Source organism: Nitrobacter hamburgensis X14 (genome assembly GCF_000013885.1).
Lineage (GTDB): Bacteria > Pseudomonadota > Alphaproteobacteria > Rhizobiales > Xanthobacteraceae > Nitrobacter > Nitrobacter hamburgensis.
In genome coordinates, this window is the sequence record NC_007959.1 from 51,216 (window position 1) to 68,323 (window position 17,108).

The following is a 17,108-nucleotide window of genomic DNA, read 5'->3' on the forward strand; positions in this document are numbered from 1 at the left end:
TTAAAGCCGAGCCTCAATCCAGGCCTTAAGTTTGGAGCGACAAACCTATCCCGTGGTCTTCCCATCAAGGTGTTCGCTTGATGCGTCGGCCTCGGCCTTCGTGGCATGGATCGTGCGATCTCGGTGCTCCGGCGGGGCATATAACGTATAGAGGCGCAGCACCTTCTCCCCGTTGTTTCTGACGTTGTGACGGGCGCCGGCGGGGACGATCATTGCGATGTGTGCGGTTCGGCGGCGAGACTAGGCGAGATCATGATAAACCCGAGCACAACGAGGGCGAGTGTGCGCTCTCTGGCTAAAAACATCGCTTAGGGCTCTCCGTTCCAATACTGCCAACCTAAAGATAAGCAGATGCAACGTCCGGGAGTTTGCTCATAGCGGGATGCCTGCGCCTGTCCAACTCCAGCTCGACCACGGCAAGAAGTGGCAGACCGATCATGCGCTGCGCCAGGGTATGAGCGAAATCCATACGGCAATGGAGCAATCGCTGCCGCCCATTCACAAAAAGGCGTTCACACCCGCGCAATATGAGGCGTTGGCGGAGCGTATTCAGCGGCAGATCGATTATGTGGTCGGGAATTGCAAACTGCCTGAGGATGCTGATCAGCAGCTTCACCTCGTACTTGAATGGATCATCGATGGTGTGGCTGTGATGAAGGCGAAAACCAACCGCGAGCATGGAGCCGTCAAGATCGTGGAGGCGCTCGGCAAATATCGCGAATACTTTGAGCCTGCTGGCTGGTAGCTGTTCGCCTCGGAGTCGGCCGCAGTGCGCAGAGAGCAAAAGGCCTATCGGTAGTCGCAAAGGTTCTATCTTCGATTAGGCGTTTGCCGCCAATGGAAACCCCGCCCCGGCGGAGTTTCTATTGGGGTGGTGCTCCAGAGTGCGGATTAGGCGTGGCGGCAAGATGAAGGCCGACATTTCTGCCGGCCTTTGGAACGACGACCGGACAATCAGGTAAGGAAAATCGCCATCAACGCGAGAACGGTGGCGGCGGTCGATGCGAAGATCGTCCCTAATTTGACGAAGGAATTATACGTTTTCTCATGCGCCGGATAATCCATCCATTCCGCTGCTGAGTACACGATTTGGCTATGATCTGACATATCAAGTCTCCCAAGACATGGTTGATCTTGCGTCTCTCACGACGATGATCGGCGACACAGATATGGCTGAGCGTTCGCGGTCATCGTCATTCGACGAGCCAAGAATATATACCTTTTGGATGAATGATTTGCGGTAACGCAATAAGCTGCGTGAGGCGCATACCAAGAAACCCATCGCGATTACGATGATGCCGCGGTGGAGATGATCTTCGTCGGCAAAGGGCGTCTCTACAATCGCCGCTTCATGCAGATGTGTAGCCAACAAGAAAGCCGCGGGCCGCACCTTGAACGGTCGGACCTACGATGAGATGCCGGTCTTTGGTTAGAAAAGCTCGCCCTGCCGCTCAATGTTGGCGGCTGCTTTCCAGAGCTTGTGAGCTAGCAGGCTGTTGAAGAAGTATCCCGCTTGGCTTTGAGAACGGCTTCGTCACCGTTGTGATAGGCAAATTCAATCTCGATTGTTAATCGGCGCCGAACTTGGTCCCTTGAACTAACGGCCACAATTCCTTGTCGCAGTGACGGAATCCGCGCTGGGTGGGGTCAAGACCGGCGCCGATCGAGACCCCACTCAGACGAGGTTTTCTCAATTTCCTTCAGAGCGTTACTACCTGTCCTTCCATCGACTGACCCCGGCGCCGATTCACACCCAGGGCTGGAAGTCGGCACGATGCCTGCGAAGAGACCGGTAAAGCCGAACCCCGCCGCGAGCCTCAGAAGGCAATCTTCGATTTCGGCCGCAGTTCTCGTCTGCTCCACGGCCTCGATAAACTGGACGGTTTGGCTTAAGCGGTCCGACAATCGTTAGGGTCTCACTCCGTAGTTTGCGGAGGTCGCCCTCGACACCCCCACTCTGCGAGCGCGAGTAGATACAGCGCCGTGTCGACCCTCACGGGAGAGGGAGCGGCCCGTCGCCATCATCGAACAACACACGCTCGGTACCTCCATCGAGATCGTTGAGGGTATTTGTCGCACCAGGGGCTGTTTGGTTGCGGGCGTCGCACCTAGTTATCCCCAAAGGACGATCTCGAAGATGTATCATCCTTATATCTTATGCATTTGGGATGTAATGCCGTACAAAGAGTTTCAGCTGGGGGCAGCGCGATGTTTCACCTGGACTGAACCCGCAAATCACCGAAGGCAAAGGCTTGGACACGATACTTTGCGAAAACAGATGCTTTCTGCGAAAATAGTATTTTGCGTCTGCGACGAATTTCTGGTAGACATCGCCCCGCTTCAGATTAGGAATATATTCCATAATGAAACTTATGCGAAAAGGTTATGTAGACGCCAGATAGAGAAGTCACGGTTGGTCCAGTTAGAGATGACACTCTCCACGGTTTTGTTGGGGAGCATTGGGCCGATGACGGTGATTACGATGAGCCGGACGGAGATCGACCGGATGGACGTGTTGCAGGATTTGGCGGCGGGTCGGATCAAGGTTGCTGCGGCGGCGACGTTGATGGATTTGGGACGGCGTCAGGTCTATCGGCTGGCTAAAGGGTACAGCCGGAGTGGACCTAAAGCGCTTGTTTCACGGCGGCGCGGTCTTCCGAGCAACCGCTCCTACCCAACGACTTTGCGTGAGACGGTGATTGGAATCATCCAAGAACGTTACGGCGACCTCGGACCGACGCTGGCCACGGAGAAGCTTGCGGAGCTTCATGGCATCTGCCTGGCGCGCGAGACGGTGCGGCAATGGATGATCGCGGCGGATCTTTGGAAGGATCGCCGGGCCCGTCTGAAGCCGGTGCATCAACCGCGGTACCGGCGCGACTGCGTTGGCGAATTGATTCAGATCGACGGATCGGAGCACTGGTGGTTCGAGGGTCGCGGTCCCAAATGCACCCTGCTCGTCTATATTGACGATGCGACCAGCCGGCTGATGCATCTGCAGTTCGTTCAGAGCGAGAGCACGTTCGATTATTTTGCAGCGACACGGGCCTATCTGGAGCGCTATGGCAAGCCGGTCGCGTTCTACTCGGACAAGCACGGCGTATTCCGGGTCAACAAGAAGGATGCGGTGGGCGGTGATGGCATGACCCAGTTCGGCCGAGCCCTGCACGCCATGAACATCGATATCATTTGCGCCAACTCCTCACAGGCCAAGGGGCGAGTCGAGCGGGCCAATGGCACGCTGCAAGATCGGCTGGTGAAAGAGATGCGGCTTTGTGGCACCGACACGATTGAAGCCGGCAATGCATTCTTACCGACCTTCATGGCGGCCTATAACGCGCGCTTTGCCAAGCCCCCCTTCAACGAGCAGGATGTTCATCGCGCCCTCGCCGAACATGATGATCTCGATGATGCGTTTGCCTGGAAGGAGGAACGCACCGTGTCGATGAACCTGACGCTGCAGTATGACCAGGTGCTGTTCATGCTGGATCCGACGCCGATCAGCAGGCCGCTGGCCCGCGAGCGCGTGACCGTGGTCGATTATCCCGACGGGCGGCTTGCGATCCGCCATAACGGGGTCGATCTGCCCTATCGCACCTTCGACAAGCGGGCGCAGGTCAATCAGGCTGCCATTGTCGAGAACAAACGTTTAGGGCCGATCCTGGCCTACATTGCCGAGCAGCAAAAGCAGCTCGACATGTCGCGCTCCGCCAAGGCGCCACGCCGGCGGGGCCAGAAGAATCACATCTTCAAGGTCGGCTAGATCAGCGCACACGGGCGTCGCGTTCCGCGATCTGGAGGCTCCACATGCCGCCCTCTCGAGACACAATTCGACCTCTAACCCTCAAGAAAGGCGGCTAACGTACCCCCATCCGAGTGACATTTCTAAATGGCTCAAATCGTGACTTCCCTAAATGGCGATGACAACAGTATGTAGCGCCCATTTAGTAATGCGACACCTGGGCCAGTTAGAGATGCGACACTCCTCGCGTCTTAGAGTCGGTTTCGAAATTCAGGCGTCTCTGGCGATGCGGCGAACGAGCAGCATGATTGAGGCGGCGTAGAGGAAAGCTCTGGCCGAATCGATTGTCGCCTCGAAATCCTTCGCCAGTCTTCGGTTTCGGTTGATCCAAGCGAAGAAGCGCTCGACGACCCATCGGCGCGGGAGGACGACAAAACCGATCTGGCCGGCAATCTTCCGCACGATTTCGACGACGATGCTCGTGGAATTGGCCACCCGCTCGTGGTTGTAACCGCTATCGGCGAAGCCACGGGCAACGAACGGATACAGGGCGCGGGACGCGCGTAACAGCGGCCCGCCGCCATCGCGATCCTGAATGCTGGCGGGATGCGGTTCGAGGAGCAGCGCACGTCCATCCATGTCGACCATGGCGTGGCGCTTGCGCCCGTTGATCTCAGCGCAACGTCTTCGTTGTCGCTTCTTTCCGGCATCATAGCCGCGCGGACCGCCAGCTTCCGTGGTTTTGACGCTCTGGCTGTCGATGATTGCGGCCGAAGGACCGGCCTCGCGTCCGACGCGCTCACGATCCGCGATGACGAGGGCATGATTGATCCTCTCGAAGACGCAGCCGTCCCGCCACGTCGCGAACCAGCGATAGACCGTGCTCCAGGGCGGAAAGTCCGCAGGAAGCAGCCGCCAAGCGCAGCCCGACCGCATGACATAGAAACTCGCGTTGACGATCTCGCGCAACGGCCATCGCCATCGCCGTCCTCTGGTCTTCGGCTTTGGAAGAAGCGGCTCTCGATCACCAGCCATTCCTGATCGGTAACATCGCTCTGGTAGCGCAATGTGTGGCGGCTATACTTCTCGCGAGTGGCAGGGGTCCACATGAAGGCTCCAAAGTGGGAATCAGCAATCACCTTGGAATCACCCGGACTTCAGCCACTCAACCCTTTTCGAAACGGCCTCTTAGGCACTGGCAAACACAAGCCAGGAAAGGAAGGCTGACGGTTTCACGTCTGGTCAATGGCCAGGTTTTGTTGCATCGGCTTGAAGCCGTCCACAAGGATCCGTGAACGTCGGTTGACTGTTACACACGCAGCTGAACTGCTTCATTTAAGCCGCAGCCAGGTCCACCGGCTTTTTCAAGCCTATGATCGCGATGGCGCGAGCGGGCTTGTATCAGGAGAGCACCAAATTGCGGAAATCGTCGGTATGACGCCGGTCTCTTGGCCGGCCGCGCTTTTCGTCTATATCGACGACGCCACCTGCTGCATCTGCGCTTTGCCGCTTCGGAGAACACCTTCGACTACTTCCACGCGACCAAGGCGTATCTCGCGGAATGGGGCAAAGCCGAACCGCCTTTTACAGCGACAAGTATGGCGTGTTCCGCACCACGCATCCGTCGGAGAAGGATCGCACCTGCGGGTTAGGTCGCGTCAAATTGGTAAGGCACCGTTTGCTCTCCAACCGTACCAAGCCACAAAAAACGCCGTGCGGGCGTGAAACCGCCAGCGCTGGCGGGGCGCGGCGAGGCGAGGCGATACTTCTCGGTCGGTTCGGGCATTACGCGTAACGCACGGCCCTGCGGGAGCAGAGTGAGTAGGACCGTGGCGTCACCGGTCTCAGCGTCTCAGCGCGGCCCTTCGGTACAACATTGTCGCGACAGCTCCGTTCCTATTTCCCGGCTGAGCAATGCGGCCGATAATCCGGGGGCGGTTTCTCTGACGGTCCATAGTAGTGGTCGACGGATCTGGCGGCGTCATGCTGTTGGCTGGTGGCGCCGGCTCACGTTGCCGAGCCAGGATGTTGAGCACGACATCAGCGGAATGGACGCCGTGAGCGACCGCCTCGGCGCAGGCGGCCTCAACTGCTGGTAGTCCGTCTGTTAGCACCGCATTGAGGATGTCGACCATCTGTCGATTGCCGTCATCGGCACCGGCGAGCTTGCGCCGTGCACGCTCAATCGCCGCCGGCAGTACCCAGTCCTTGAAGGAAGCGCCATTACGCAAGGCACCGGGGTTGCGCACCAGCACCGGCACGTAGTGCCACGGGTCGTAAACCGTCTCGCCACGACCGAAATGATCGCGGATGTGCAACGATCCGGGCCGTTCTGGCGGATCACGATGCGGTCTGCATATCTACAGCCATCGGAACGCATGACCGTTTGTGAAATCGAGGACCTTCTCTATCGCAAGTCCGGACTACTCGGCCTGTCCGCCGACATGCGCACACTCCTCGCGAGTTCCGACCAAAATGCAAAGGGCGTCGCAGCAAGTTGCCGTAATGACTACGGCAAATGGGTCTTGATATGCTGGTTTTCACCGGCGGAATAGCTGAGGACAGTGCCGAAATCCGCGATACTATTTGTTGCTCGATTGAAATGGCTCGGCCTTCGATCCATCAATACAGCGAAACGATCACGAGGGGACACGACGGGTCATTTAGAAGCTCACGCGGTACCGATTAATGAGGAATTTATCATCGCGGTTCACACGCTCGAGGTGGCTGAACAGCTCCTCTCGCGTGGTGTGCCCTTCATTCTAGCCAGCGGATATGGCGATTTGGCGCTTCCGGAGCAACTTCGCGATCAACCGCGCGGACGAAGCCGTCTACATCCGCAGAGCTCGACGAAAAAACGAGATTCCTGGCTCCGCGATAGTCTACCCGTCTCAAACACAAGATTCCTGACGGCCCCCCTTTATCGCACGCCGAACCACTACTTCTTCAACAGCCTTATAGGCGGGCGCGCCAGCAGTCAGCGGGGCCGCCGAAGCTCACCAGCGAGCCAACCGACGGCATCGCTCTTCATGGGATCAACCGGGATTGAGACCTTCTCAGTTCGCTCGCAGGTCGAACACTCGAAGGTCCGCTCCTCGAACCCCCGTTCACCGAAAGAGATGCGCGCCAACATCATCCTGTGCTTGCACACAGGGCACATTGGACGATCGTTTAGCGAGCTCATGGGCCTTAGCCCGGCGATTGAAGCCCCGAGCGTATGCAAGATCGAGGGCCACTTCAATCAATCGGAAGGCGGTGTCATGCTCAAATTGGTGTGAATCGGTACAGGGGTCAGAACACTGCAGATGCCGGCAGTAACGCCATAAAGACAATCGAAAAAAGCCGATCGGAATGGGGTCACGATCGGCGCCGACCGTGACCCCACTCCGACGTAGATTCCGTTACTTGTCACAAGAAGTTACCGCTGTAGCTCCAAGGGGTTTTGTTCAGCGCCGTGGCAGATTTCTCCTGCACGTGACGTGCGATCGCCCAAATGAAGCCGACCATCTCACGTGCGATCGCTGTGGTAACCACGGCCTTCGCCTTGCCGGAGGCGGCCAGTCGCCGATAGCGATTACAGAGCCGAACTTGCGCCTTCCACGCAATGTCGCGCACCGCCTTGGGTACCGCCTCCAAACGTGCGTGCAGCTTCGGGCTGACACGCGCTGGCATGCGGTATGTCCAAGCTCCTTCGATCAGGACGCGGCGTGCGAGCGGATTGCCGGCCTTTGTGATGCCGCCCTTGCGTACGGTCGCGCCGCTCGAATGCTCGGACGGTACAAGGCCGAGATACGCCATGAGCTGGCGCGGCTTCTCGAACCGTGAGAAGTCGCCCACCTCGGCGACGACGGTCACGGCGACGATCAGGCCAACACCACGCATGGCCTGCACAGCCTCAACAACGGGACGCATCAACCAAGCAGGGAGAAGATCCTCAATCTGAGAGGTCAGGCGTTCCACTCGTGCCTCGGCGTCCTCGACTGCGTGAATGTAGTCCTGCAACACGATTTGCTGGGCAGGATGATCAAACCGGACACGGGCGAGCCATCGTCGTAGGCACCGGTCCAGCCTTTCTTGCCCGGATAGATGCGTCCATGGCGCAGGAAAAAGCCTTGCAGATGCTGTCGCGCCTTGCCGAGTACGCGCACTGCTGTTGCCCGCGCGCGGATGAGATCACGCATCGCCTCGTGCGCGTCATCCGGTACCCAGACGCTCGTCAGCTCGCCGGCCCGATGCAGCTTAGCCAGCATGACCGCATCGCGTCGGTCCGTCTTCACCCGATCACCCGCCTTCATCGGAATGAGCGACGGGGCAACCACGATGCAGTCGTGTCCGAGTTCGGTAAGCTGGCGCTGGAGACCATAGCCGCAGGGGCCGGCCTCATAGCAGAAGCTCAACTGCGGCCCATTCCTGCCGAGCCGCTCGACCAACTTGGCGATATGATCCGGCCGGTTCGGAAAGACGCCGACGTGCAGCACCTCGCCCCCGCGCTGGCCTTTGGCGACGGCGACCGAGACCGTCGCCTTGTGTACATCCAGTCCTACGTACGTGATAGAGTTCATCAGGGCCGTTCCCCATGCTTGAGGCTCGGCACCGGTCCTTCCGGCGCATCCCTCGATAGGAGCTTGCCGTGGGGCGAGCCGCCCTCAGCCGCGAACATGGGGTCTAGGGCCATAGGAACGACAGGGCCGCGCGTTCTGAGCACTTCAATGCGGGGGGGACGCCGTAACGTTCCTTTTAAGCCTCCATAAAAGCGGGCGTAGCACTCAAGGTACTTTCGGACGCTGGCGTCGGGCGGGCTTGCATGAAAACAGACGCGCGTTTCAGCGCTCCGGCCTCGCAACTCCATGACGAGTCCACCGTCAAAAAAGATTCGCGCAGAGCAATATTCGGCGTTAGAAATTTCTCCCCAAAGGCGGAGAGGAATAGCGACAATGGCGGACCGTCGTGGTTTTAAGCAACTGACCCTTCAGGATCGCCTTACAGCCTGGGCCAAAAAGACGCGCGAGCAGGCGAACGAACTGGAGCCCGGCCCCTATCGAGATGCCTTGCTGCAAAAAGCCGACAAAGCGGAATCCGCAGCACGATTTGATGCATGGTCGAGGTCATCGGGATTGCAGCCGCCTACGGATGGTCCTCGCCGTCCAACAAAATGAACCGGGCGGCTGATGCGGATCGAACCCAACCCAACAGCGGCGCGAATATCCGCAACTCACCTCGAGCAAGTACTGGCCCAGAGCCGATGCTGGCACGCGTTCACAGCGTCTCCAAAATGGGCCACGAACGATCCGCGGCCCATCAAAACGCACTTATTTCATGTTATTTTTCTTCATTCCGTCCTTCGACATACTGCCGTCCCTCGACTTATGTCCGTTCTGCATGCCGTTTTTTGACATCCTTGGGGCAATCATCTTGATGGATCCATGTTCCGAGCCCGATGCGGAAACCCGCACCTTGCTCACCCGCCGTGGGTTGACCGCTCGCGGGTGGCGCGCCGGCCGCAATACCCGGAACTGGCCCCCTCGCTGCGCGTTGTCCCTACTGGAGCTGGAGCCCCGTCGATTCTCGGACCAGATAGGCTCGTGCGTCTCCGTAGCGGGCCTTTTTGGTGTGGCCCAGCTCTGGATGTGGATTCTCGGCGCCCGTTGCGTTAACCTATCAGAAGAATAAGGCCCACCTCCAAGCAACTTCAACGAGCCCCGCCATGCCCGGCGGGCTTTCTTTTGGTTTAGGAACCTGTTCCCACTCCGGCGCATTAACCCAACCGGAACGGGACCCCCACGCCCCGAACCCGATTAGGCCCGCTGTGCTCCCTTCCGGCGGGCCTTATTGTTTGGACTCTAATCTCAGCGGCCAAACTCGTAGATGCGCGGATTATACGCGCTCGCGCGACCAGCGGGCGCAAGAAAGCTTACACCCGCAACGGCCTCGGCTGGACGAAGCGGTTCTCAACGGTTGCCGGGGCGTTCGATATTCTAGGCCAACCCATCGTCGATGCCGAAGTGGTCGTGGTCAAAGACGGCCCGACAAACTTCTCCGAGCTCCAGGCGGACTTGGCCGGCGGCGAGCAGCGCCGGCTGGAATGCTACGCCTTCGACCTGCTTTACCTTGACGGATACGACCTGCGCGCCGTTGCCAAAAATGGAGCGCAAGCGGCTCCTGAAGCAAATGCGACTGGCTCGCCACGCTGCTCGATGCCTGGGCCACCCGGAAACACGTTCGAGCCTCATGCCGGATGCTTGCCCGCGCGCTGCGGCAGCAGAATCAGGCACGCGATAATGAAGGCTGCGATCACCGCCGAAGCCAGTGGCCTGCTGAGACTGAGACCTCCGTGGGCTACCGGTTTATCGAGGAAGTCACCAACCGTCGCGCCGAGCGGACGGGTCAGGATGAAGGCCGCCCAGAACAGCAGTACCCGCGACACGTTAGTCCGATAATAGAGTGCGGCAATGATGGCCAGCCCAGCCGCGAAGACGGGAGCGTCCCCCTTCATAGCCAAGGCCGCCGGTGTCGGCCAACCAGTCGCAGAGCGCGGTGCCGAGAGTTTGCGAGAACGTGATCACCCCCAATAAAATGCCTCGACCTTCGGCGTGGAGACGGTGTGACCGATACCGTTTCCTCCGGACCAGTACCAAAGCCCGAGGACGCTCACGAGGCAGAGAAACAGCAGCGATGAGCCTCCAGTATAGCCGATCCCGAGAGACCGGTCGGCGAAGTCGGCCATCGTGGTTCCGAAGGTGGTCGAGGCCACGATCGTCGCCCAGTAGAGAAACGGGTGAAAGCGCTTCGCGACGATTTGTGCGATCACAAGGGTGACGAGAAGCACCGCGAACAAGGCCGTTCCCGCGAGATAGCCCCACTTCAAGGTCATGGTGACGGTATCACCGCCAGTCTCGCCGAGCGTTGTCGCCAGGACCTTGATGATCCAGAACACGAGCGTGACTTCCGGGACTTAGCTCAATGCGAATTTCTGCGCTGTCGCATTGAGATCGCAACCCACCTCAAAGCCTCGCGCTTCTATGCGCTGCTTGAGTGTGTCGTGGCACGGTGCTCAAGATGACGCGGGCGGATCAAAGAACAGACCGGCATCATGCGCGCAGCGATGACGAACAACAGTGGCTCGCACCGCTCACACAGTGGGTGCGCTCGGAGTTGGCTAGTGCGTGATGCTTGCCACTGCGCCGCCTTGTAAAGAGCGCGGCCATTGTTGCTCAGCCCTGCTTGACGTGGTATTCGCTATTGCGCTGACGATCGAAAGGCTCAGGCATAGTCGTCCAAATTGCCCCGCTCAGGTCTCAATCTCGAAGATGTGATCATTCCCCTGCTGATCGCGCCGCCGTTCTTTTTCTACCTTCTCAGCAAATTGCGCCAGTTGGCCATCGCACATGATCAACTACTGGTCATTGCCTCTACCGACGGCCTGACATCTTGCCTCAACCGCGTCGCATCGACGCTGCGCGAAGTGGACCTTGTCGGTCGCATGGGCGGCGAGGAGCCGTCGCGGGCTCTTTTATAGGAACGTTCTTACGGCGGACCGCATTTACCGGACGGGGCGGGAGAACCAGCACCTCACAACCCCGAACCCGATCAGGCCCGCCGTTGATCCTTTCCCGGCGGGCCTTTTTGGCGTGGCAGTATAAAATCCGCCGTTCTCCGTCATCGCCACGGCCGACGGCGCCAGGGGTGCCGTCCGGAATGTGGTTGGAATTCGGCGTAGCGCGATCTCCGGTAACATGAAGGTATCGTTTCAGGCAGCAAGGTCAATTGGCTGATCGATAGGCTTTGTAGCGAGGGTCTGCCAACCGTCGACCTTACGCATGTTGATCTGGCCAGATGCGAGCAAAGCCCAGAACAACATTGCTGCGGTTACCCGCCGAGGGCAGCACGGTCTGCGTTTTGATCCGCCGCTTAAACTCTTCGTGTAGTCGTTCGATCGCGTTCGTTGTCCGCGCGCTCCGCCACTGGCTCGGCGGCAGTCGTGTGAAGGTGAACAGGCGGTCGCCGGCTTTTCCTCCAGGCTGTCGGCGACGGCGCGGTGCTTGAGCCTCCATTTGCGGATGAAGGCCTTGCGGCGCGCCCCAATCTCCTCGCGCGTCGCCGCGTAGATCATATCATTGTAATCCGCGGTGATCTCGTCATGCAGGCGCTCGGGGGCGTGGGCGAACAGGTTCCTGTGCTTGTGGACCGTGCAGCGCTGGACCGGCACGCCGTCCCACACTGCGGCGATGGCCTTGTCGAGGCCCGGCGCGCCGTCGAAAATGAGGAACTCCGGCCGCCGCAGTCCGCGCTTGATGAGGTCGTCGAGGACAGTACGCCGAGCCTCGGCGCTCTCGTCGCCCATGCTCTTGATCGCGAGCAGCGCCTTCTGGCCGTCCGCGCGCACGCCGAGAATGACGAGTAGCGAGATCGAGGTGGCCTTCCGATCGAGCCGGACGCGCCACTGTGCCGTCGAGGATCAGGCGTACGATCGGCTCCTCGGCCAGAGAGCGGGTATTTCATGCGTCCCAATCGCCCTTCATCTTGCGCCAGACCCGGCTCACCGTGTCCTTACCCACCGCTCCGCCGAACAAGGCCGCGAGCGCCCGGCGCACCCGGCGCGTGTTGGTGCCGGCCAGGTAGCTGCCGGCAATCAGCGCGTCTGCGGCCAGCGTGCGGCGCTAGTAGGCCCCGCAGCGCCTGGCTCTTCCATTCCGTCGTCTCGCCCGCGGACGTGGTCAGACGGGCACGCGGCACCGCGATCTCGATCGCCCCGAACGTTCCTGTCAGCGACCGCGTTCGGCTGCCATGGCGGTGGCCGGCGACGCTCGCTCTTTCTTCGCCGCCGGCGGTCTAGCTTCGCCCGTAACGCGGGCGTGCCAGCACCGCGTCGAGTTCGCCTCGGATCAGCTCTTCGATGAAGCCACGCGCTCGCTCGCGCACCTCAGTCTCGATCGGATCGAACCAATTGTCGAAACAATCAACAGCCATCACAGTTGCAGGCTACTGCATGGAATCAGGCTTCGTGGTAAGCTTGGTAGCCGAGGTTCCTGAATCATGCCGCGAATCTTTTTCCGGGCCACCGCGCCAGGATTTGTAACTCCAGCCAGAGGTTCCGATGAGAAGAACCGGCTTTGGTTTCTTGCTCATCTCCGTTTTTCCCGCCGCAACTTCCGGCCCGGTTTCACCTCGACTACTACTCACATCACTTCCGTACGACGGAATTTAACGGGGTTTTCTATCGGACACCGACAACCGGGGCAGTCCGTGCCTGGGTCGAACAGACTCCCCAAGAATTTGTCTTCGCCTGGAAGGTCTCAAAGTTCATCACGCACTGGAAACGGCTCGGCCCGAAATCCGGCACGAGCCTCGCCCTGCTGGAACGTCGCCTCCGCCTTCTGAAGGCGAAGGCGGGTCCCATGCTGTTTCAGCTTCCACCGCAATTTCAAAAGGACACCACGCGGCTTGCGTCGTTTCTCAAGCGGCTCCGCAAACCGCGCCCTTACGTCTTTGAGTTTCGTCATCCGAGCTGGTACACGCCGGAAACCTTCGATCTTCTGCGCGATCATAGCAGCGCCCTTTGCATCTCGGACCATCACGACGCACCGGCACCATGGAAGGTAACGGCACCCCATGTCTACGTCCGCGCTCATGGACCATCGGGAAACTATCGCGATCGTTATGCGCCGCAAACACTGACGGCTTGGGCGCGGCGGCTATCACGCCTGCGAAACGAGGGACACAGTATCTACGTTTATTTCGACAACGATCAGAAGAGCGCGGCTCCGCTCGATGCCGCACGGCTGATGCGGCTGATGCACTTGAAAGCTGACGCATAGGCGGCCTTTCAAGCAGTTGTCACCGCGGCACATTTTTTGGAACATTTGTTCTCGGAGAGGATGCGGAGCAGCGCTCGACGCTCGGTGGCAATGCTGCCAAGATCTTGACAAAGCTTATTCACTAATACGCATCGCCAGAGTCTCGGAACGATACCTGATCCATAGGATTGACCCCTGCCAACATTGGCACGGACCTTTTCAATCCGAGGAGAGACATATGCCGAAGAAAGAAAACGGACGCGTAGTCGAGACCGCAATCGAGGCACGAGGAGCAGAACGCGGACCTTCGGTGCGTAATGTGCTAATCTGGAGCACCGGGCTGGTCGTAGCAGGTTTCGTGGCTGTGTATTTTCTCTATTTTTCCTAGCCGGTCATAACCCCATCTTTCGCCACCCAGAGATCGGGGGTTGTTATGTCCAAGAAGCTCAGCCCGGAACAGGAATGACCGTGGCCTCTTCGGAACGCATTCGGAGCGCGCTAGTTGTGATCAAACGGCTGGTCTTTACAGATCAGCCGTGATGTTTGTTTCCAAGGAAACACCATGCCAAACGTCAAGTATGTATCTCTCATCATTCTCCTGGCTCTCCTGGTTGGAACATGGGCCTGGGCGGTGTCCGCGTGGACCAGCGATATTCCCATGAGCGACTGGGTTGCCTTGGGATTCGGTGGCGTATTTACACTCGTCGTCGGTTGCGGGTTGATTGGCTTGATGTTTTACAGCAGCCGTCACGGTTATGATGATGACGCGTTCCGGAAAAGGCGCCCGAAGTAGTATACGAGGGTTTATCAAGCGCAGCGCGTCACGCCGAAATCTCGCGGCGGCAATGCTGCCGTGATCTGCAATATGTGGCGAACCATCGGAATGTTCCCGTTGGGCACGTCTCGGTTATCACTGAGAAGAGCCGACTCCTGGTCGCTCTGGAACCCGTCCTCGGCCCCGCGCCGGAACGTTTGCCGCTCCAACCGCTTTTCCTTTTAATAACCCAGGGAGAATTCCATGAGCATCGAAGGAAGTGCACCTCACCTGCTCACCAGCGATAAAGAGTCGGGAAAAGCTGTCTATGGCGCCGAAAACAAGAAGATAGGTTCGATCGAGCACGTCATGATCGACGAGACCAGCGGGAAAATCGCCTACGCCGTGCTGAGTTTCGGCGGCTTTCTCGGCATCGGCAACGACCATTACCCGGTGCCCTGGAAGGTGCTCAGATACGACTCCGAACTTGGCGGCTACCGTAGTGACATAAGTGGGAATCGCTTGAAAGGCGCTCCGAAGCACGGCACTGAGACCGTTTTTGACTGGAACGCCCGATATGCGGAGCTCGATGACTACTACAACGATGTAGTGATACGGACAGGCTGAATATCTTTGCATGAGTTACAGGGTGGCGAGTTCGGGACGCCCCTCCACTCCATGCGTTGCCAGTGCGGACGGGCCCGAGGCCTCAGGCCCCCCCGTTCCACGCCCAGACCCGCCGGTTGCCTTTCGCCGGCGGGTTTGATTTTGTCATGAAAGTGAACGGGGACCATTTGCAGCCAACGACTTCCGGATCCGAATAGGCCCGCTGTCGCTCCCGAACGCAGCGTCCGGCTGTCCAGGATCGCCGCCGTAGGCTCCGCCGTCCGCTCCGATGCCACGCGCAACAGGACCTGCAGATCATGGCCCGCGTCGCGAAACAGTCCGCTTTCAGCTAACGCACAGTTGCTGATAGACCGCCGCCACTGCGGCAAATCATTCGGCATCGCGCGCCAGGAGATGCCGTTCGAACCATATAGCGCCGCCTATTGAACACCTCGCGCAACGCGCGCTCACGCTGCGCGCCGGTTTCTGGAAGCAACGCCAGATACAGCGCCGCAAAAACCCATTCGTCTTCGGAAACATCGGAGGGATAAGGTTTATGAATCATCATCGCAAACTGAATCCCCCAACTGTATCGGTTCATAACAGACTCTAGCTATTGGTCGTCATAGTGACGCTGTACAACTGCGAGCGCACGGGCTTCGGCGCGAATGCGGATAACGAGCACCAGCGCATTCAGGATAGTGAAGATCGATGCCAGTAGATACAGATGAAGCGCGAGCGGTAAAACCGCGATCTCCGCGACGACGATCGCGTAGTTGGGATGCGACAAATATCTGTAAGGCCCCGCCGTGACCATCGGCGCGTCAGGCAATACAATAATTCGCGTGGTCCATCGCGGTCCAAGCGTTGCCAGCACCCACAAGCGCAGGATCTGCAATAAAATGAAAATTGAAAGAACAATGAGATTTACGTCCTGATCGCGACCCCATGCCCATAATGCAATTAGCCAGGCCGCATGGGTCGCGACCACCAGCGGATAATGGTCCGGCGCGATCTCGGTTGCGCCCCGTGCCAGCAGCCTGCCGGTGTTGTATCGGGACAGAACGAGTTCGCCTAGCCGCTGTAGCGTCACCAGCGCGAGAATGAGAGTGGCGAGGGTCACGCTGTGTGACGCAGAGTGACGCAGCTTGCGGTGAACCCCGGCCCGAGTGAGGTCACTAGTGCCAGCGGCGGCAGGCCCTGCGCGCGAGCGCGTTCGAGCACAAACAGGACCGTCGCCGCCGACATATTCCCGTAATCGGCAATTACCCCTCTTTCGTTATTGAGTGTCCCCTGGTCGAGCGAAAAAGATCGCTCGATCGCGATAATGACTTTCGTACCGCCGGGATGGCAAATGAAGCAATCGATATCTCCGATCGAAAGACCCATCCCGGACAGAATTGCCGTGATACCTGGCTTCATGTGCGCAGTTACGAAGTCAGGAATCGTGCGCTGGAAGATCACGCCAAATCCTTCGGGGTCTACACGCCATCCCATGATATTCAGCGTATTCGGCCACAGATACTCGCCGGTCGCCTCGATCCGTGTCGCACCTCCATCTCCGGCGCGCAGCAGGACGGCGGCAGCCCCATCGCCGAACAGACTGGCAGCAACGATATTGGCCTTGGTCAGTTCGTCGTGGCGAACTGCGAGCGTACAAAGTTCAAGGACTACCAGCAGCACGTTCGTGCCAGGCCGCGCTTGCGCCAGCCGCGATGCAATGGATAGCCCCGTCACGCCGCCCGCGCAGCCCAGACCAAAGACTGGTACGCGCGACACATCCGGCCGGAGGCCGAGTTTCGCGGCGACGCGAGCCTCCAGTGTCGGTGTCGCGATGCCGGTCGAACACACCGTCACGACGGTGTCGATGTTAGTCACGCTGAGATCGGCGCGTTCGATAGCCTTACGCGCGACATCGACGAACAAAACTTCCGCGCCTTCCAGAAAGGCCTGAGTTCGCTCCGGCCAGCCACGCGGCTCGCAGTACCATTCAATCGGTTTAACGCCGTAACGGTGCTGTATGCCGGTGTTGGCGAAAAGAGGGGAGAGCGTTTCAAACTGCGGATACCGCGAACCTAAGATGAAACGTGCCGCTTCGAGGATTTGCGTCTGATGAAACACATGCGGTGGAACTCCGGTCGCCATCGAGATCAAAGCGGCCGTTTGCTTCATATCGTTGCTCCTGCCCCAGAGTGATCGACGTTGTAGCGGT

15 protein-coding genes and 6 pseudogenes are annotated in these 17,108 nt (G+C 59.0%); 10 read left to right on the forward strand and 11 right to left on the reverse strand.

Annotation, left to right across the window (positions count from 1 at the left end; translation table 11 throughout):
- Positions 1-45: 45 nt before the first annotated feature.
- Positions 46-216, reverse strand: a pseudogene (locus NHAM_RS28580) (cupin domain-containing protein); the annotation flags it as partial.
- 166 nt (positions 217-382) lie between these two features.
- Between NHAM_RS28580 and NHAM_RS20965 the strand changes: the two are divergent.
- On the forward strand, positions 383-745 hold the full coding sequence (locus NHAM_RS20965; RefSeq protein ID WP_198137065.1) for a hypothetical protein: 363 nt from the start codon (positions 383-385) through the stop codon (positions 743-745).
- 209 nt (positions 746-954) lie between these two features.
- On the opposite strand, the gene NHAM_RS25505 is transcribed toward NHAM_RS20965, so the two are convergent.
- Positions 955-1,107: an aa3-type cytochrome c oxidase subunit IV gene (locus NHAM_RS25505; RefSeq protein ID WP_011504994.1), complete on the reverse strand. Its 153-nt coding sequence runs from the start codon at positions 1,105-1,107 to the stop codon at positions 955-957.
- 1,360 nt (positions 1,108-2,467) lie between these two features.
- Here NHAM_RS25505 and NHAM_RS20975 point away from each other — a divergent pair.
- Entirely contained in the window at positions 2,468-3,763 is a 1,296-nt protein-coding gene (locus NHAM_RS20975) for an ISNCY family transposase (protein ID WP_011504992.1), read from the forward strand.
- A 249-nt stretch (positions 3,764-4,012) separates the two neighbouring features.
- On the opposite strand, the gene NHAM_RS20980 is transcribed toward NHAM_RS20975, so the two are convergent.
- A protein-coding gene (locus NHAM_RS20980; RefSeq protein WP_210160870.1) for an IS5 family transposase occupies positions 4,013-4,851 on the reverse strand; the annotation gives its coding sequence in 2 pieces (ribosomal slippage) (positions 4,013-4,756 and positions 4,759-4,851; 837 coding nt in all).
- A gap of 129 nt (positions 4,852-4,980) precedes the next feature.
- On the opposite strand from NHAM_RS20980, the pseudogene NHAM_RS28585 reads away from it, so the two are divergent.
- Positions 4,981-5,393 (forward strand): annotated as a pseudogene (locus NHAM_RS28585) (helix-turn-helix domain-containing protein); the annotation flags it as partial.
- A 325-nt stretch (positions 5,394-5,718) separates the two neighbouring features.
- On the opposite strand, the pseudogene NHAM_RS20985 reads toward NHAM_RS28585, so the two are convergent.
- A pseudogene (locus tag NHAM_RS20985) lies at positions 5,719-6,101 on the reverse strand (IS21 family transposase); the annotation flags it as partial.
- Between the two features lie 205 nt (positions 6,102-6,306).
- Between NHAM_RS20985 and NHAM_RS28590 the strand changes: the two are divergent.
- Positions 6,307-7,020 carry a hypothetical protein gene (locus NHAM_RS28590; protein WP_245270110.1) on the forward strand — a complete coding sequence of 238 codons (714 nt, stop codon included), beginning with the start codon at positions 6,307-6,309 and terminating at the stop codon, positions 7,018-7,020.
- Positions 7,021-7,150: 130 nt separating this feature from the next.
- On the opposite strand, the pseudogene NHAM_RS20995 reads toward NHAM_RS28590, so the two are convergent.
- Positions 7,151-8,304: pseudogene (locus NHAM_RS20995) on the reverse strand (IS110 family transposase).
- Between the two features lie 372 nt (positions 8,305-8,676).
- Here NHAM_RS20995 and NHAM_RS25520 point away from each other — a divergent pair.
- A complete protein-coding gene (locus tag NHAM_RS25520) occupies positions 8,677-8,898 on the forward strand; it encodes a hypothetical protein (protein ID WP_157043813.1) in 222 nt (73 codons plus the stop codon).
- A gap of 819 nt (positions 8,899-9,717) precedes the next feature.
- Here the strand turns inward: NHAM_RS25520 and NHAM_RS27145 are convergent.
- Entirely contained in the window at positions 9,718-9,894 is a 177-nt protein-coding gene (locus NHAM_RS27145) for a hypothetical protein (RefSeq protein WP_157043814.1), read from the reverse strand.
- A gap of 74 nt (positions 9,895-9,968) precedes the next feature.
- Positions 9,969-10,676 (reverse strand): annotated as a pseudogene (locus NHAM_RS21010) (COG4705 family protein).
- 375 nt (positions 10,677-11,051) lie between these two features.
- Between NHAM_RS21010 and NHAM_RS21015 the strand changes: the two are divergent.
- Positions 11,052-11,258, forward strand: coding sequence for a hypothetical protein (locus NHAM_RS21015; protein WP_041359398.1), 207 nt, complete (start codon positions 11,052-11,054; stop codon positions 11,256-11,258).
- Positions 11,259-11,489: 231 nt separating this feature from the next.
- On the opposite strand, the pseudogene NHAM_RS21020 reads toward NHAM_RS21015, so the two are convergent.
- Positions 11,490-12,709, reverse strand: a pseudogene (locus tag NHAM_RS21020) (IS256 family transposase).
- A 143-nt stretch (positions 12,710-12,852) separates the two neighbouring features.
- Between NHAM_RS21020 and NHAM_RS21025 the strand changes: the two are divergent.
- From NHAM_RS21025 to NHAM_RS21035, 4 genes are all read left to right on the forward strand, one after another.
- A complete protein-coding gene (locus tag NHAM_RS21025) occupies positions 12,853-13,557 on the forward strand; it encodes a DUF72 domain-containing protein (RefSeq protein ID WP_011504989.1) in 705 nt (234 codons plus the stop codon).
- 217 nt (positions 13,558-13,774) lie between these two features.
- Positions 13,775-13,924 (forward strand): hypothetical protein, encoded by a 150-nt coding sequence (locus tag NHAM_RS27750; RefSeq protein WP_198137066.1) that lies wholly within the window; start codon positions 13,775-13,777, stop codon positions 13,922-13,924.
- 174 nt (positions 13,925-14,098) lie between these two features.
- Positions 14,099-14,329: a hypothetical protein gene (locus tag NHAM_RS21030; RefSeq protein ID WP_041359399.1), complete on the forward strand. Its 231-nt coding sequence runs from the start codon at positions 14,099-14,101 to the stop codon at positions 14,327-14,329.
- Between the two features lie 225 nt (positions 14,330-14,554).
- Positions 14,555-14,917, forward strand: coding sequence for a PRC-barrel domain-containing protein (locus tag NHAM_RS21035; protein ID WP_011504988.1), 363 nt, complete (start codon positions 14,555-14,557; stop codon positions 14,915-14,917).
- A gap of 328 nt (positions 14,918-15,245) precedes the next feature.
- On the opposite strand, the gene NHAM_RS25530 is transcribed toward NHAM_RS21035, so the two are convergent.
- Genes NHAM_RS25530 through NHAM_RS21050 form a run of 3 tightly spaced genes read right to left on the reverse strand, consistent with a single transcriptional unit; the run spans position 15,246 to position 17,068 of the window.
- Positions 15,246-15,497: a hypothetical protein gene (locus tag NHAM_RS25530; protein WP_011504987.1), complete on the reverse strand. Its 252-nt coding sequence runs from the start codon at positions 15,495-15,497 to the stop codon at positions 15,246-15,248.
- Positions 15,498-15,509: 12 nt separating this feature from the next.
- Positions 15,510-16,019 (reverse strand): isoprenylcysteine carboxyl methyltransferase family protein, encoded by a 510-nt coding sequence (locus NHAM_RS21045; protein ID WP_011504986.1) that lies wholly within the window; start codon positions 16,017-16,019, stop codon positions 15,510-15,512.
- The gene (locus NHAM_RS21050) at positions 16,016-17,068 is read right to left on the reverse strand and encodes a type III polyketide synthase (protein WP_041359401.1); all 1,053 of its coding nucleotides are present in this window, start codon (positions 17,066-17,068) and stop codon (positions 16,016-16,018) included. Before NHAM_RS21050 ends, NHAM_RS21045 begins: the two co-directional genes overlap by 4 nt.
- Positions 17,069-17,108 lie beyond the last annotated feature (40 nt).

What these genes read in the sequence shown, in the direction of transcription:
- NHAM_RS20965 (WP_198137065.1), top strand. Translation starts at nt 383, where the DNA reads ATGCCTGCGCCTGTCCAACTCCAGCTCGACCACGGCAAGAAGTGGCAG.
- NHAM_RS25505 (WP_011504994.1), bottom strand. Translation starts at nt 1,107, where the DNA reads ATGTCAGATCATAGCCAAATCGTGTACTCAGCAGCGGAATGGATGGAT.
- NHAM_RS20975 (WP_011504992.1), top strand. Translation starts at nt 2,468, where the DNA reads ATGACGGTGATTACGATGAGCCGGACGGAGATCGACCGGATGGACGTG.
- NHAM_RS25520 (WP_157043813.1), top strand. Translation starts at nt 8,677, where the DNA reads ATGGCGGACCGTCGTGGTTTTAAGCAACTGACCCTTCAGGATCGCCTT.
- NHAM_RS27750 (WP_198137066.1), top strand. Translation starts at nt 13,775, where the DNA reads ATGCCGAAGAAAGAAAACGGACGCGTAGTCGAGACCGCAATCGAGGCA.
- NHAM_RS21030 (WP_041359399.1), top strand. Translation starts at nt 14,099, where the DNA reads ATGCCAAACGTCAAGTATGTATCTCTCATCATTCTCCTGGCTCTCCTG.
- NHAM_RS21035 (WP_011504988.1), top strand. Translation starts at nt 14,555, where the DNA reads ATGAGCATCGAAGGAAGTGCACCTCACCTGCTCACCAGCGATAAAGAG.
- NHAM_RS25530 (WP_011504987.1), bottom strand. Translation starts at nt 15,497, where the DNA reads ATGAACCGATACAGTTGGGGGATTCAGTTTGCGATGATGATTCATAAA.
- NHAM_RS21050 (WP_041359401.1), bottom strand. Translation starts at nt 17,068, where the DNA reads ATGAAGCAAACGGCCGCTTTGATCTCGATGGCGACCGGAGTTCCACCG.